Annotated in this window: 14 protein-coding genes; 6 read left to right on the top strand and 8 right to left on the bottom strand. The window is 56.5% G+C overall.

What is annotated here, in order from left to right; genetic code table 11:
* Positions 1 to 117: 117 nt before the first annotated feature.
* On the bottom strand, positions 118 to 444 hold the full coding sequence (gene nirD / locus URZ40_RS03245) for a nitrite reductase small subunit NirD (RefSeq protein ID WP_116342682.1): 327 nt from the start codon (positions 442 to 444) through the stop codon (positions 118 to 120).
* The gene (gene nirB / locus URZ40_RS03240; RefSeq protein ID WP_320719759.1) at positions 441 to 2984 is read right to left on the bottom strand and encodes a nitrite reductase large subunit NirB; all 2544 of its coding nucleotides are present in this window, start codon (positions 2982 to 2984) and stop codon (positions 441 to 443) included. Before nirB ends, nirD begins: the two co-directional genes overlap by 4 nt.
* A 239-nt stretch (positions 2985 to 3223) precedes the next feature.
* On the opposite strand from nirB, the gene URZ40_RS03235 reads away from it, so the two are divergent.
* Complete coding sequence (locus URZ40_RS03235) at positions 3224 to 4540, top strand: cytosine deaminase (RefSeq protein WP_320719758.1); 1317 nt, start codon at positions 3224 to 3226, stop codon at positions 4538 to 4540.
* Positions 4541 to 4543: 3 nt separating this feature from the next.
* Here URZ40_RS03235 and tsgA read toward each other — a convergent pair whose 3' ends face one another.
* Entirely contained in the window at positions 4544 to 5728 is a 1185-nt protein-coding gene (gene tsgA, locus URZ40_RS03230; protein ID WP_316380254.1) for an MFS transporter TsgA, read from the bottom strand.
* 278 nt (positions 5729 to 6006) lie between these two features.
* Between tsgA and ppiA the strand changes: the two genes are divergently transcribed.
* The 4 genes from ppiA (at position 6007) to URZ40_RS03210 (ending at position 9170) form a co-directional block, all read left to right on the top strand.
* Positions 6007 to 6579: a peptidylprolyl isomerase A gene (gene ppiA / locus URZ40_RS03225; RefSeq protein ID WP_116342674.1), complete on the top strand. Its 573-nt coding sequence runs from the start codon at positions 6007 to 6009 to the stop codon at positions 6577 to 6579.
* Between the two features lie 105 nt (positions 6580 to 6684).
* Complete coding sequence (locus URZ40_RS03220) at positions 6685 to 7269, top strand: putative adenosine monophosphate-protein transferase Fic (protein WP_320719757.1); 585 nt, start codon at positions 6685 to 6687, stop codon at positions 7267 to 7269.
* Positions 7270 to 7299: 30 nt separating this feature from the next.
* Positions 7300 to 7863 carry an aminodeoxychorismate synthase component 2 gene (gene pabA, locus URZ40_RS03215; RefSeq protein WP_320719756.1) on the top strand — a complete coding sequence of 188 codons (564 nt, stop codon included), beginning with the start codon at positions 7300 to 7302 and terminating at the stop codon, positions 7861 to 7863.
* Between the two features lie 86 nt (positions 7864 to 7949).
* Positions 7950 to 9170, top strand: coding sequence for an aspartate aminotransferase family protein (locus tag URZ40_RS03210; RefSeq protein WP_192983696.1), 1221 nt, complete (start codon positions 7950 to 7952; stop codon positions 9168 to 9170).
* Here the strand turns inward: URZ40_RS03210 and URZ40_RS03205 are convergent.
* Positions 9167 to 11254 carry a YccS/YhfK family putative transporter gene (locus tag URZ40_RS03205; protein WP_116342665.1) on the bottom strand — a complete coding sequence of 696 codons (2088 nt, stop codon included), beginning with the start codon at positions 11252 to 11254 and terminating at the stop codon, positions 9167 to 9169. The two genes, URZ40_RS03210 and URZ40_RS03205, sit on opposite strands and share 4 nt — an antisense overlap.
* Before the next feature lie 57 nt (positions 11255 to 11311).
* The gene (gene crp / locus URZ40_RS03200) at positions 11312 to 11944 is read right to left on the bottom strand and encodes a cAMP-activated global transcriptional regulator CRP (protein ID WP_000242758.1); all 633 of its coding nucleotides are present in this window, start codon (positions 11942 to 11944) and stop codon (positions 11312 to 11314) included.
* A gap of 311 nt (positions 11945 to 12255) precedes the next feature.
* Here crp and URZ40_RS03195 point away from each other — a divergent pair, with 311 nt between their 5' ends.
* Complete coding sequence (locus tag URZ40_RS03195) at positions 12256 to 12660, top strand: OsmC family protein (RefSeq protein WP_116342663.1); 405 nt, start codon at positions 12256 to 12258, stop codon at positions 12658 to 12660.
* A gap of 66 nt (positions 12661 to 12726) precedes the next feature.
* Here the strand turns inward: URZ40_RS03195 and URZ40_RS03190 are convergent, their stop codons facing one another.
* Genes URZ40_RS03190 through URZ40_RS03180 form a run of 3 tightly spaced genes read right to left on the bottom strand, consistent with a single transcriptional unit; the run spans position 12727 to position 14864 of the window.
* Complete coding sequence (locus tag URZ40_RS03190; RefSeq protein ID WP_116342661.1) at positions 12727 to 13596, bottom strand: phosphoribulokinase; 870 nt, start codon at positions 13594 to 13596, stop codon at positions 12727 to 12729.
* Positions 13597 to 13626: 30 nt separating this feature from the next.
* On the bottom strand, positions 13627 to 13845 hold the full coding sequence (locus tag URZ40_RS03185; protein WP_013099053.1) for a YheU family protein: 219 nt from the start codon (positions 13843 to 13845) through the stop codon (positions 13627 to 13629).
* Entirely contained in the window at positions 13842 to 14864 is a 1023-nt protein-coding gene (locus URZ40_RS03180) for a hydrolase (protein ID WP_302221003.1), read from the bottom strand. The genes URZ40_RS03185 and URZ40_RS03180 overlap by 4 nt, the downstream gene beginning before the upstream one ends.
* Positions 14865 to 15011: the final 147 nt, after the last annotated feature.

Below are 15011 nucleotides of genomic sequence, written 5' to 3'. Positions count from 1 at the left end.
TCAAGGAGGGGGTAAGAATTGACGTCAGGATAACAGCAGGAATCGTACAGAACATACGGTTTTTCCTGCCGTTACCCATAAGGGGTCATAAGCCTTTCCTATTGAAAAGGTGGAGGGTTACGCTTTGAGCTGCACCTTGCCGTCCTTAACGCGGACGTCGTAGTGCTTCACGGAGAAGCTTTCATCTTCCATGCAGTAACCGTCGCTTAAGCGGAAACGCTGCTTTTTCAGCGGGCTGGCGACCCACAGCTCACCCTGATGCTCGGCAATCAGTCCACGTGAGAGCACGCTGGCCTCGAAGAACGGGTCGATATTGCTGATGGCAAAGACCTGTTCATCGTGGCGAGGGCGGAAAATGGCGACCTGCTCGTTGCCCAGCAGCGCACACACGCCGGTGGCGGGCAGAATATCGTTAATCTCGCAGATGTTTACCCACTGGCTCATGCGTTTTCCTCCACCAGCGTCACCGGAATGCGTTCATACGGTGTTGCCGGGCGATGCTGTTCACGCTCCGGTACAACCTGCACGTTCGGGTCGCGCTGGGTGCTGTTGATAAAGTGTTTGAAGCGCGTCTGCGCCGCCGGGGTGTTGACGGTTTCGGTCCACTCGCAGATCACCGCCTCGCGCAGGCGAGCCATCTCGGCTTCCAGCTGTTCGTTCAGGCCCAGCTTGTCGTCGATGATGACGGACTTAAGGTAGTCGATACCGCCTTCCAGGTTATCCAGCCAGGAAGCGGTACGGGTCAGCTTATCGGCGGTACGAATGTAGAACATCATAAAGCGGTCGAGATACTGGATCAGCGTATCGCGATCGAGATCCGCCGCCAGCAGGTCCGCGTGGCGTGGTTTCATCCCGCCGTTGCCGCACACGTACAGGTTCCAGCCTTTCTCGGTGGCGATGATCCCCACGTCTTTACCCTGCGCTTCCGCACATTCGCGGGTACAGCCGGAGACGCCGAACTTCATTTTGTGCGGGGTACGGATGCCTTTGTAGCGGTTTTCCAGCTCAACGCCGAAGCCCACGCTGTCGCCGACGCCGTAGCGGCACCAGGTGCTGCCCACGCAGGTTTTCGCCATTCGCAGCGCTTTGGCATACGCGTGGCCGGTTTCGAAGCCTGCTTCTATCAACTGACGCCAGATTTCCGGCAGATCATCCTTCTGCGCGCCAAACAGGCCGATACGCTGGGAGCCGGTGATTTTGGTGTACAGATTAAATTCACGGGCGATACGGCCCACGGCGACCAGACCTTCCGGGGTGATTTCGCCACCGGCGGAACGCGGAATGACGGAATAGGTACCGTCTTTCTGGATGTTCGCCAGGAAGTTATCGTTGGTGTCCTGCAGCGGCGTGTGTTCTGGTTTGAGCACGTACTCGTTCCAGCAGGACGCCAGCAGCGAGCCGACGGTCGGTTTACACACTTCACAGCCGTAGCCCTGGCCGTGCTTCGCCAGCAGTTCGTCGAAGGACTTAATGCCCTCCACGCGGATCAGGTGGTACAGCTCCTGGCGAGAATACGCGAAGTGCTCGCACAGGTTGTTGTTCACTTCGATGCCCTGTTTCGCCAGCTCGGCGTTCAGTACCTGAGTCACCAGCGGAATACAGCCGCCGCAGCCGGTACCGGCTTTGGTTTCGGCTTTCAGCGCCGCAACGGTGTGGCAGCCTTTGTTGATGGCGGAGATCAGCATGCCTTTAGTGACGTCGAAGCAGGAGCAAATCTGCGCGCTGTCCGGCAGTTTATCCACGCCGATAGACGGCTTGCCGCTGGAGGCGTGGGCCGGAAGGATCAGCGCGTCCGGGTTTTCCGGCAGCTCAATGGCGTTCAGCACCAGCTGGAGCAGGTTACCGAAGTCGCTGGTATCGCCCACCAGCACCGCGCCGAGCAGGGTTTTGTTGTCCTGGCTGACGATGAGACGCTTGTAGACCTCTTTGCTTTCGTCGAGGTAAACGTAGCTGCGGGAGTTCGGGGTGCGGCCGTGCGCATCGCCGATACCGCCCACGTCGACGCCCAGCAGCTTCAGCTTGGCGCTCATGTCTGCGCCGGTAAAGGCGTTTTCGCTGCCGAGGATATGGTCCACGGCGACCTGGGCCATTTTGTACCCTGGCGCGACCAGACCGTATACGCGGTTGTTCCAGCTGGCGCATTCGCCGATGGCGTAAATATCCGGGTCGGAAGTCTGGCAGGTGTCGTTAATCATGATCCCGCCGCGCTGCGCTACCGCCAGACCGCACTGGGTCGCCAGCTTGTCGCGCGGGCGGATCCCGGTGGAGAAGACGATGAAGTCCACTTCCAGCTCGCTGCCGTCGGCAAAGCGCATGGTTTTACGCGCCTCTGTGCCTTCCTGCACGATCTCTTTGGTGTTCTTGCTGGTGTGAACCTTCACGCCCATGCTTTCAATTTTACGCTTAAGCTGGTCGCCACCCATGTGGTCCAGCTGTTCGGCCATCAGCATTGGCGCAAATTCGATAACGTGGGTTTCAACCCCGAGGTTTTTGAGCGCGCCAGCCGCTTCCAGACCCAGCAGACCGCCGCCGACCACCGCGCCGCGTTTGCTTCGGCGCGCGCAGGATTCGATGGCGTTGAGGTCCTCAATCGTGCGATAAACGAAGCAATCCTGAGTCTCCGAGCCTTTAATGGGTGGGATCCACGGATACGAGCCCGTCGCCATGATCAGCTTGTCGTAAAAAACCGTACGCCCGGCGCTGGAGTGGATCACTTTTTCCTGACGGTTAATGGTGATGGCGCGTTCGCCCACCAGCACTTTTACGCCATGCTTCTCGTAGAATCCTTCGCGCACCAGAGAGAGCTCTTCGGCGGTATGATGGGAGAAGTAGGATGACAGGTGCACACGGTCGTACGCCTTGCGGGGTTCTTCACAGAACACGGTAATATCGAACTGCTCAGCATCGGCTTTATCAAGAAGATCCTCAATAAAGCGGTGGCCGACCATGCCGTTACCGATGATAGCGAGTCTGACTTTGCTCATTTTTGCCTCGATTTCTTTTCTATTACTGCCTACCTTAACGATTCAGCAGGTGCGCTTATTGATGTAAATCAAATACGTCTTCGCCTACTCCTTAGGGGGTATGCGGCTGATTTGTCAGGATTTTTATAAGTTATGGAAATCGCAGGCTTTTCGATGTCGTCGATTTTGTGTACAAAACAATGGCGGATTTTTAAACAAAAATACGCGTAAACAATGTTGCGTTTATCAGGGGATATGAAATGTCTACAACACCGCTTTGGCTTGTTCAGAATGTTCGCTTACCCGGCCGGGAAGGACTGTGGCAGCTTGCCATTGAGAACGGCCGATTTGGTGACATCACCCCAATGGACGACACCCACGCCGAAAGTTATGAAGTATTGAACGCGCGCGGCGGGCTTGCTATTCCACCGTTTATTGAGCCGCATATCCATCTTGATACCACCCAGACGGCGGGCGAGCCGAACTGGAACCAGTCTGGCACGCTATTTGAGGGCATTGAGCGTTGGGCCGAGCGCAAAGCGTTGCTCAGCCATGAAGATGTGAAAGCGCGTGCCTGGAAAACGCTGAAGTGGCAAATTGCCAACGGCATTCAGTTTGTGCGTACCCACGTTGATGTTTCCGACCCGACGCTCACCGCCCTGAAGGCGATGCTGGAGGTGAAGCAGGAGGTTGCCCCGTGGGTGACGCTGCAAATCGTCGCGTTCCCGCAGGAAGGTATTCTCTCTTACCCGAACGGCGCGGCGTTGCTGGAAGAGGCGCTAAAACTGGGGGCTGATGTGGTGGGGGCGATCCCACACTTCGAGTTCACCCGGGAGTATGGCGTGCAGTCGCTGCATATCGCTTTCGATCTGGCGAAGAAATATGACCGACCGCTGGATATCCACTGCGATGAAATTGACGACGAACAGTCGCGTTTTGTCGAGACAGTGGCAGCGCTGGCCTATGAGGCCGGCATCGGCCCGCGGGTGACCGCCAGCCACACCACCGCTATGCACGCTTACAACGGCGCTTACACTTCGCGGCTTTTCCGCCTGCTGAAGATGTCGGGGATTAACTTCGTGGCTAACCCGCTGGTGAATATCCACCTGCAGGGGCGTTTTGACGATTATCCGAAGCGCCGCGGCATCACCCGGGTGAAAGAGCTGCAGGAGGCAGGCATCAACGTCTGCTTCGGCCATGACGACGTCTTCGACCCGTGGTACCCGCTCGGCACCGGCAACATGTTGCAGGTGCTGCACATGGGGCTGCACGTGTGCCAGATGATGGGCTATCCGCAGATCGACAGCGGCCTGAATCTGATCACCCATAACAGCGCCCGTACTTTTGGCATGAGCGATTACGGTATTGAGACGGGAAATCCGGCGAACCTGATTATTCTGCCTGCGGAGAGCGGGTTTGAAGCCGTGCGCTGCCAGGTGCCGGTGCGCTGGTCAATCCGTCAGGGGAGGGTGATTGCTACTACGCAGCTGGCGCAGACGTGGATCCAGATGGATATCGGGGGAGAAGAGGTGAGCTTTGCCAGAAACAGCCCCTCTGCCGAGCGCAAAGGGGCGTAGGGATTAGTGAGACGTCGCTGTCGCGTTGTGCTGGCGGTGGCGGGTCACAAAGCCCAGAACGAAGCACATGATGAACACCACGGCATACAGACCGTTAGCGGTATGCAGCGCCGCCAGCGGGCCGCTGTGGGCAACGATCGGGCCCGTCACCACGAAGGTGAGCATGGTGCCGATGGTGCCGCAGGTCAGCACGAAGTTGACCAGCTTCGGCGAGGCCACTTTGGTCTGCAGGGAGCCCAGGGTGATGATCGAGGTGTAAATCGCGCTGGAGAAGAAGCCCAGGGTCAGAATGAACCACGGCATATGCTCCGGTGAACCGTTGATGAACAGGTACATCAGCACGGTCGCCAGGCCTGCGAGCACGGTCAGAATGCGCTGCAGGTCGAAGAAGCGCAGGATGAAGCTAAACGCCCACATGCCGAACATGTAAGACATCCAGAAATCGCTCACCAGTTTACCCGCGTCGTTCAGGCTCATGCCCAGGCCTTTGGCGTATTCCGGTACCCAGGAGATAAAGCCCAGCTGGCCCAGGATGTAGCACAGGGCGGCGATGGAGAGGAACAGCACGCCGATGCCCCATTTCTCTTTCGCGACGGGCTCTGCAGTAGTTTGCGCTTTCTTGCCCAGCACCGGGAACTCACAGCCGAAGGTCAGGATAAAGATCGCCACGTAGACGAGGCCGATGCAGGCGTATACCCAGTACCACTCAATGCTGCGCGCCAGCAGAACGGCGGCGACCATCGGGAAAATCATTCCGGCCATGCTGAAGAAGGAGTCGGTAAACAGCAGGCGCGCGCCGCGCTGACGGCCTTCATACATATGGGTAATCAGGAACGTACCGATCGACATGGTGATCCCGCTAACCAGACCAAGCACGAACATGGCGGCGGAGAACAGTGCAATGCTGTGGCTCAGCATCAGGCCCGCCACGGCGGCGACCATCAGCACAAAGCCAAAGCGCAGCTGTGTTTTCAGCGGGACAATTTCCATCAACCAGGCATTCAGGAAGATAGAGATCAGGATCCCCGCGTTGAGGAAGGTGAAGGTATTACTCATGCTGGAAACGGGCAGCTGGAAGTAGTCTGCGATATTTCCCATCACCATCCCGGTGACGATCACCAACGCGCCGGTAAGGGCGTAGGAGAAAAAGCTGATCCATGTGAGCTTGATGCGATTGCTGTTAGTCATGTCTGGCCTGTTCAGAAAAAGAAAAGCGCCGAAGGGGCGCTGAGAGCGGGCAGATTTTAGTCGCTAAAGTGATCCATTCCTATCTTTTAAGGGTAATGATTATGTCATTGCAGGTTTTAATGTGATCTAAATCACATTAAGTGACGGTCTAACCAATCGTTTGCGCAGTAATAATTGTTTCAATTTCGTAAAATTAGGTAAAAGGCTGGTCTACGTTCATACTGCTCTTTAGAATCAAGCCATTCGCTTTTTATACTGCGCTTTGTTAAGGAATTCTCATGCTCAAATCAACACTGGCGGCTGTCGCAGCTGTGTTTGCTCTTTCTGCCGTTTCCCCTGCTGCGCTGGCAGCAAATGGGGACCCTCACGTTCTGTTGACCACCTCTGCCGGGAACATTGAGCTGGAACTGAATAGCCAGAAAGCTCCGGTATCTGTGAAAAACTTCCTCGACTACGTGAACAGTGGTTTCTACAACAACACCACCTTCCACCGCGTGATCCCTGGCTTCATGATTCAGGGCGGCGGCTTCAACGAGCAGATGCAGCAGAAACAGCCGAACCCGCCTATTAAAAACGAAGCGGACAATGGCCTGCTGAACAAGCGCGGCACTATCTCCATGGCGCGCACGGCGGATAAAGACAGCGCTACCAGCCAGTTCTTCCTGAACGTGGCGGATAACGCCTTCCTCGACCACGGCCAGCGTGACTTCGGCTATGCGGTCTTCGGTAAAATCGTGAAAGGGATGGACGTGGCGGACAAGATTTCGCAGGTACCGACTCATGACGTTGGCCCGTACCAGAATGTGCCGTCCAAACCTGTCGTGATCCTCTCCGCGAAAGTTCTGCCATAAGCCTCTTCGACACGGGCGATCCTCGCCCGTGCTGTGTCCCCTCCCTGCGAAAGCGCGTTTTGCTGCTTATACTTGTGGCAAACGGACTATTCAGGGAGGCGTTAAGTGAAAAAACTCACCGACAAGCAAAAATCCCGTCTCTGGGAGCAGCAGCGTAACGTCAATTTTCAGGCCAGTTGTCTCCTTGAAAAAGGTAATGGTCCTGCGGAGCCCGGCATTGAGACGCTGGAGCTTGGGCCTTCAGCGCCCGGGTTACCGCATCTGTGCCTTATCCACCGTCATCTGTATCACAGAGAGATGAGGCAGGCAGGCGAATTCCGTACCGACGATATTTTTAAGGGTGACATTCCCTTTTGCCATTTTGAGTACATCGAGAAGATGGGTAATGAGCTGATGGCGGCGCTGGAAAGCGAAAAGTATCTTGTGGGTCTGGAAAAAGCGGCGTTTGTTGACAAAGTGAGTCACTACTACTGTGAAATCAACATGCTGCATCCCTTTATCCGCGGTAATGGCATTGCGCAGCGCGTCTTCTTTGAGCAGCTGGCTATCCATGCAGGTTACGCGCTGAGCTGGCGGGATATCGATCCCGAGCAGTGGGTAGCGGCGAACCGAAGCGGCGCCATGGGCGATTTGAGCGCACTGAGCGTTATCTTTGCCAAAGTAGTGAGCGAAGCGCGGGAATCTGAGTAGAATAGGGCGGCATTTTTTTCGGGAGCCGCCATGATTCTGCTGATTGATAACTACGATTCCTTCACCTGGAACCTTTACCAGTATTTTTGCGAACTGGGTGCAGAGGTGGTTGTCCGCCGCAACGACGAGCTCAGCCTGGCCGATATCGAGTCGCTGGCTCCGCAGAAAATCGTCATTTCGCCGGGGCCGTGTACGCCATCGGAATCGGGCATTTCTCTGGACGTTATTCACCACTATGCCGGCAGGCTGCCGATCCTGGGCGTCTGTCTCGGCCATCAGGCGATTGCCCAGGTATTTGGGGCTACCATCGTGCGTGCCGCAAAAGTGATGCACGGCAAAACCTCGCCGGTTACCCACACCGGCACGGGCGTATTCACAGGGCTTAATAACCCGTTAACCGTGACGCGCTACCATTCGCTGGTGATTGACCCGCCGACGCTACCCGACTGCTTTGACGTGACCGCCTGGAGCGATACCCAGGAGATCATGGGGATTCGCCACCACGAGTGGGATCTCGAAGGCGTGCAGTTCCACCCGGAAAGTATCCTCAGCGAGCAGGGGCACGCGCTGCTGGCAAATTTCCTTAATCGCTGAATATCTGTTGCCTTGCTGTGATTTTTTATGCATATTTTGTGATTATATTTTCACAATCAATGTGACATAAAATGGATGGGCATGACATGGCAACTGAACAACCAGCAATTACCCGCGCGACATTCGATGAAGTGATTCTGCCGATTTATGCACCGGCTGAGTTTATCCCGGTGAAGGGGAAGGGCAGCCGCGTCTGGGATCAGCAGGGCAAAGAGTATGTGGATTTCGCGGGCGGTATTGCGGTTACGGCGCTGGGTCACTGCCATCCTGCGCTGGTGGAGGCGCTGAAAACCCAGGGCGAAACCCTGTGGCACACCAGTAACGTGTTCACCAACGAACCGGCGCTGCGCCTGGGCCGTAAGATCATTGATGCCACCTTTGCCGAGCGCGTGCTGTTTATGAACTCCGGCACCGAGGCCAACGAAACCGCCTTCAAGCTGGCGCGCTACTACGCGACAACGCGTCACAGTCCTTACAAAACCAAAATCATCGCCTTCCATAACGCCTTCCACGGACGCTCTTTCTTTACCGTCTCCGTTGGCGGCCAGCCGAAGTATTCCGACGGCTTTGGCCCAAAACCGGCAGACATCGTCCACGTGCCGTTTAACGATCTGCACGCGGTGAAAGCGGTGATGGACGACCACACCTGCGCGGTAGTGGTGGAGCCGATTCAGGGCGAAGGCGGCGTGACGGCGGCGACCCCGGAGTTCCTGAAAGGGCTGCGCGCGCTGTGCGACGAACATCAGGCGCTGCTGGTGTTTGATGAGGTACAGTGCGGGATGGGGCGTACCGGAGACCTGTTTGCCTACATGCACTACGACGTGACGCCGGATATTCTGACCAGCGCCAAAGCGCTCGGCGGTGGTTTCCCGGTGAGTGCGGTACTGACGACGCAGGAGATCGCCTCCGCGTTCCACGTCGGATCTCACGGCTCCACCTACGGCGGTAACCCGCTGGCGAGCGCCGTGGCGGGAGCCGCGTTCGACATCATCAACACGCCGGAAGTGCTGAACGGCGTTAGCGCGAAACGCGAGCTGTTTGTGAAACACCTGAAAAAGATTGATGAACAGTACGACGTGTTCAGCGAGATCCGCGGAATGGGGCTGTTGATTGGCGCCGAGCTGAAGCCGCAGTACAAAGGCCGCGCGCGCGATTTCCTTCACGCTGCCGCGCATGAAGGCGTCATGGTGCTCAACGCGGGGCCGGACGTGATGCGCTTTGCGCCGTCGCTGGTGGTGGAAGAAAAAGATATAGAAGACGGGTTAACCCGCTTTGCCGCGGCGGTCGCGAAGCTCGTTAAAGGCTAATACTCGGTTCGCTTTAACCGGCGCGTTAACCAAATCCCGTGATGCGGGCGCTGACGCCATGCCACCGACGAAATGGTGTGCATGGTGTTCAGATGTCCCAGCACACGCTGCAAATGCTGCTCCAGCGTGCTCATCGGCCCGTGGGTTAACGTCTCCGGCGCTTCCAGAATGTTTGAGTCGCCCGATTCGCCCGGCGCGTCATACTCCAGACGCTGCTGACACCTCTGCAACGCAATTTCACACGACTGCAAATAGCGCTGCGCCAGATCCGGCGTCAGCATCGTGTGCTCGCGCGCCAGCGTCGTCATGGCGTTGATATGCTCGACGATAAACTGGCTGTGCGTCACCCACAGCTTCATATCCGCCAGATAATGTGAATTAAAGCCCGGCTCCTGCATCGCCTGATTCAGCGAGTTAAAGAGGGCGTTATGCGCCTGGTTGACCTTCATACGTTCGTAGGCAAGCGGGGAAGGCTGCGGATCGTCGCTCAGGATCAGACGAATGGCCTGCTGATCGGCCTCCAGCGCGTCGTGGGCGTTTTGCCTCAGCAGCCCGCTCTGCCACTGTGGCCACAGCCAGACCATACCGCCAAAGGCGATCAGGCAGCCAATCAGCGTGTCGATCAGGCGGGCAACGATGAACTGTTCGCCGTTAAGCGTAAGCAGCTGCAGGGTATATACCGCCGTTACCGTAAAGCCCACCATCGCCCAGCCGTAGTTTTTGCGAATGATTAGATAGCTCACCAGGGTGATAGCCAGCATGCCCGCCAGGGTATAGCCCTCGGGCACGTGAAAGTGCAGCGTCACGCCTGCAATTATCAGCCCCGCCATCGTGCCGCCCGCTCGGTGCAGAATGCGCACCCGCGTGGCGCCATAGCCGTTCTGGGTGACAAACAGCACGGTCATTAAGATCCAGTAGGGTTTAGGCAGGTGCAGCGCCATGCCCATCAGGCTGGCGATACTGAGCATGACGCTAATTCGTGCGGCGTTGCGCAGGGCGGACGATTTAAGAGAAAGATAGCTTTTGAGCGCCGGCAGCAGCGGCAGACGTTTTTGTTTATCCGCCATCAGGTCGCGGGGATAAAGCGGTCGCTGGGTGCGCAGCACGCGGGCGATGCGGCTGAAGTGCCAGGCGGCAAACTGGCCGACCGGATTTTCCGGGTGCTGACGGGCAATTTTCTCCAGCGCGCCGAGCTGTTTGTCCATGTTAAAGCGCGTGGGGTAGCGGTGATAAAGTATATCGTCAGCCAGCACCCGCAGGCGCGCGGAGACGGTCTGCGCGTTCCAGCGAATCACCGCTTCGGCATGGCTGCGCTCAACCAGCTTTTGCACCTCCTGCGGGTGATGAAGGCTAACGGAGATATGCTCCTGAAGGTCCAGCCCCACCTGGAAGGTACGCAGCAGCCGTTTGTACTCGTGGTTCTTGTTTGCGGCGAGCATATGCAGCTGCTGATAGCACTGGCTTATCAAATCCACCACTTTTTGCTGGCGCGTCAGCAGCGGCGGTAAGGATTTTTCCGGATCGGTATGCTGGGTGAGCAGGGTGTATTTGGCTTCGCAGTAATCCGCAAGCTGCACGTAGAGCAGGCTCAGAGATTCTCGCAGCGGCTGCTCTCGCCATAGCCAGAACCAGAACCAGTTAAACAGCCCGTACCACAGCGTGCCGAGGGCGTAGATCAGCAGCGGCTCCCACACGGGCATATTCCCGGCGAGGCTCAGGGTAAAGATGGCCGCAATGAGTGACGCTGGAAGCAGGCGAGCGTGCAGCGAGCTGATTTCCGCCGTGACGCCGAGGGTCATCGCCAGCACGGTCAGGATCAGTGGCAGGGGAATATCGCGAGCCAGTAACAGCTGCACCGCGAGGCTACAGCCTGCAAACAGGCAGCCCCCGATAATCAGGCGTTTGAAAAAGCGCTTATGCGGCGTGTCCAGACCGGCGATGTTGCAGCAGGCGGGCACGAGGGAAAACAGCAGGCCCTGCTGAAGATGACCTAGGAGCAGGCCCACGGCCACAGGAAGACACAACACCAGCGTTTGTCGCAGTGCGTAGTTAACTTCCGGGTGATAGATCAGCCTGCGCCACATGGGGAAAAGAGACAAAAACGGCGTGACACCTCGCGATGGCACGCCGTTTAAGCAGGATTAACGGGTTCCGTAAACCACGATGGTTTTACCGTGGGCGGAGATCAGGTTTTGATCTTCCAGCATTTTCAGAATACGGCCCACTGTTTCACGGGAGCAACCAACGATCTGACCAATTTCCTGACGGGTAATTTTAATTTGCATGCCGTCCGGGTGGGTCATCGCGTCTGGCTGTTTCGCCAGGTTCAGCAGGGTTTGCGCGATACGGCCGGTCACGTCCAGGAAGGCGAGGTTACCCACTTTCTCTGACGTCACCTGCAGACGGCGCGCCATCTGGGAAGAAAGACGCATCAGGATGTCAGGGTTTACCTGAATCAGCTGACGGAATTTCTTGTAAGAAATTTCAGCCACTTCACATGCTGTCTTTGCACGAACCCAGGCGCTACGTTCCTGGCCTTCTTCAAACAGGCCCAGTTCACCGATAAAATCGCCCTGGTTCAGATAAGAAAGGATCATCTCTTTCCCTTCCTCATCTTTGATCAGCACTGCCACCGAGCCTTTGACGATGTAATACAACGTTTCCGCTTTTTCACCCTGGTGAATCAGCGTGCTCTTCGATGGGTACTTATGAATGTGGCAATGAGACAAGAACCATTCGAGAGTCGGGTCTGTTTGCGGTTTGCCAAGCACCATGCGCTGTTATCCTCTGTTATAAGCTGTCACCAGAGTCATCAGATGCATCCGGACTCTGGGGTTGCAATCGAATTCTTACCCATACCCTGGGAAGTCGGCTGTCGTAACGTTTCGCAGCCAGTAAAGTTTGATGTCCTCTGCATACATGTGTAACGTCAATGTATTACTGTAGCATCCTGAGTGTTTTAGCATAGCTTTCGCCGCGTGTCTCCTGGTGTCTCGCTTCAGCATGATGCAGGTCGCCTTCCATTGCGAGAAATGTAACGCACGCGTAATCTGTCACCAAAAATGCAACGTTGGAGTTAATGAATATGCAAGCGCGCGTGAAGTGGGTTGAAGGTTTAACGTTCCTGGGGGAGTCCGCGTCAGGACACCAGATTTTGATGGATGGTAACTCCGGCGATAAAGCGCCGAGCCCAATGGAAATGGTGCTGATGGCGGCAGGTGGATGCAGCGCGATTGACGTGGTGTCGATTCTGCAAAAAGGTCGTCATGACGTAACGGATTGCGAGGTTAAACTCACCTCAGAACGTCGCGAAGAGGCGCCACGCCTGTTCACCCACATTAATCTGCACTTTGTTGTCACCGGGAAAGCGCTGAAAGACGCGGCGGTTTCACGCGCGGTGGACCTGTCTGCGGAGAAGTACTGCTCTGTGGCGCTAATGCTGGAGAAAGCGGTAAAAATTACGCATTCGTATGAAGTGATTGAGGTGTGATTCACGGGGCATCGTGCGTGTTGATGCCCTCACCCTAACCCTCTCCCACGGGGAGAGGGAACATCTTTACGCGATCTGCTTCCCTTCCATCAACCGCTGAACCAGCGGCGTCATGATGAGCTCCATTGCCAGCCCCATTTTTCCACCCGGCACCACTAACGTATTCATGTGCGAAATAAACGAGCCCTGCAGCATCGCCAGCAGCCAGGGGTAATCAATGCCTTCAAGATTGCGGAAGTGGATCACCACAAAGCTCTCGTCCAGCGACGGGATGCTTTTCGCCGCGAACGGATTGGAGGTGTCCACCGTCGGCACGCGTTGGAAGTTAATGTGGGTGCGGGAGAACTGTGGCGTGAGGTAATTGATGTAGTCTTCCATGGAGCGCACCACGGAGTCCATCACCGCCTCGCGCGAATGGCCGCGCTCGCTCATGTCACGCGTTAGCTTCTGGATCCACTCCAGGTTAACGATAGGAACCACCCCGACCAGAAGATCCACGTGGCGCGCCACGTCGTGCTGAGGCGTAACCACGCCGCCGTGCAATCCTTCATAAAATAATACATCGGTGGGTTCCGGCAGCGGTTGCCAGGGGGTAAAGGTGCCCGGTACCTGGTTCCAGGGTACGGCTTCATCGTAGGTGTGAAGATACTTGCGGGACTGCCCGGTACCGCTCTGCCCGTATTCGCGGAAGGTTTGCTCCAGCAGACCGAAATCATTGGCTTCCGGGCCGAAGTAGCTGATGTGTTTACCCAGATCGCGCGCCTTGCGGATCGCCATGTCCATCTCCGGACGCGTATAGCGGTGAAAGCTGTCGCCTTCGACCTCCGCCGAACGGAGATTCAGCTGGGCGAAAATCTTGCGAAAAGCGAGGCTGGTGGTGGTGGTTCCCGCACCACTCGACCCCGTAACGGCAATAATGGGATGTCTGGCAGACATAGCAACTCCCTGACTGAAAAGGTTGGAAGATCAGCCGTGAAACGCGTTGCGGGGCATGATATTGACCGTCTCATGCAGTTCTGACCACACCAGCACCACGTCGCCGCTTTTCAGCTGGCGTTTAACATCGTTGACCTTTTGCTCAAGCGAACGCTCATGTTCACCATAATCGGTGCCTTCGCGTAATACAAAGCTTTCAATCAGATTATCGAGCGTTTCGGGAGCCAGATCTTGCCAGGGAATGATCATTTTGCACCGTCCAGGTAAGGAGTAAGCCAGTCAGGAATACGCGCCTCCAGCCACATTTTCGGGCGGCGCAGCGTGCCGCCGATAAACCCAACGTGGCCGCCATGTTCAGTTAACTGATAGTGAACGTTGTCGGGCAGGAATTCCTGCGCGGGGATCGAGTGGTGATCCATAAACGGGTCATCCTTGGCGTGAATGATCAGCGTCGGCTGCGTGATTTTGCTGAGCAGCGGCATGGCGCTGCACTGACGATAATAGTCAATTGCATCGGCGAAGCCGTGGATTTTCGCAGTGATCAGATCGTCGAACTCGCGAATACGACGCACCTTTTTCAGCTGGCGCAGGCTTACCGGCAGGGTATCCGGGTAGGCCTTGAGCTTACGCGCCGCGTTGGCCTTCAGCAGGTTAAGCAGGTAGCGCTGATAAACGCGGGAAAAGCCTTTATCCATATGGTAGCTGCACTGCTCCAGCATAAACGGCGCGGAAACAATCACTGCAGCATTCAGCGGTACGCTGTCGCCCTCTTTGGCCAGCAGGCAGGCGAGCATATTTCCACCCAGCGAATAGCCCACGGCGGCCGTTGGCACGGTGCCAAAGTTGTCCCGCAGCCAGTGTAAGAACCACGTTCCGTCTTCGGTTTCACCCGAGTGATAAATGCGTTTCTGCCGGTTCGGCTCGCCGCTACAGCCGCGAAAATGCATCACCACGCCGAGCCAGCCGCGCGCTTTTGCTGCCTCAATTAACCCATGTGCATACGGGCTGTGCAGGCTCCCCTCGAGACCGTGAAAGACCACCAGACGAGGCTTATGACGCGCCTGTTCCGGCGCTTCGCTCCAGGCGAGATCCAGAAAATCACCGTCTGGCAGGTCAAGCCGCTGCCAGTGCGGAGTGAACTGAACCTTGCGGCGGATCAGCCGCGGCAGCATGGTCTGCAAATGGGGATTGGCCACGCCGCGCAGGGGCACGAACTCGGTGCTGTCTTCGGCCGCAATGTCGAAGTCTGAAGGAATGATTTGGGTCATAAGCGCGATGCTGATTCTTGTCGGAAATTTACGATACTTTCCGAATTGTACCCCGTTTAGCCTGGATTTCCGAACCAGGAACTGATCCCGATCACAAATATTTACCTTGATTATTACTCTCAGGCTAATGATTCCGCCCTACGCTTA

The organism is Enterobacter sp. 296B2, assembly GCF_034106185.1.
GTDB classification, from domain to species: domain Bacteria; phylum Pseudomonadota; class Gammaproteobacteria; order Enterobacterales; family Enterobacteriaceae; genus Enterobacter; species Enterobacter cloacae_N.
The sequence above is the reverse complement of the archived record's forward strand: the minus strand, read 5'-3'. Positions and strand labels throughout refer to the sequence as shown.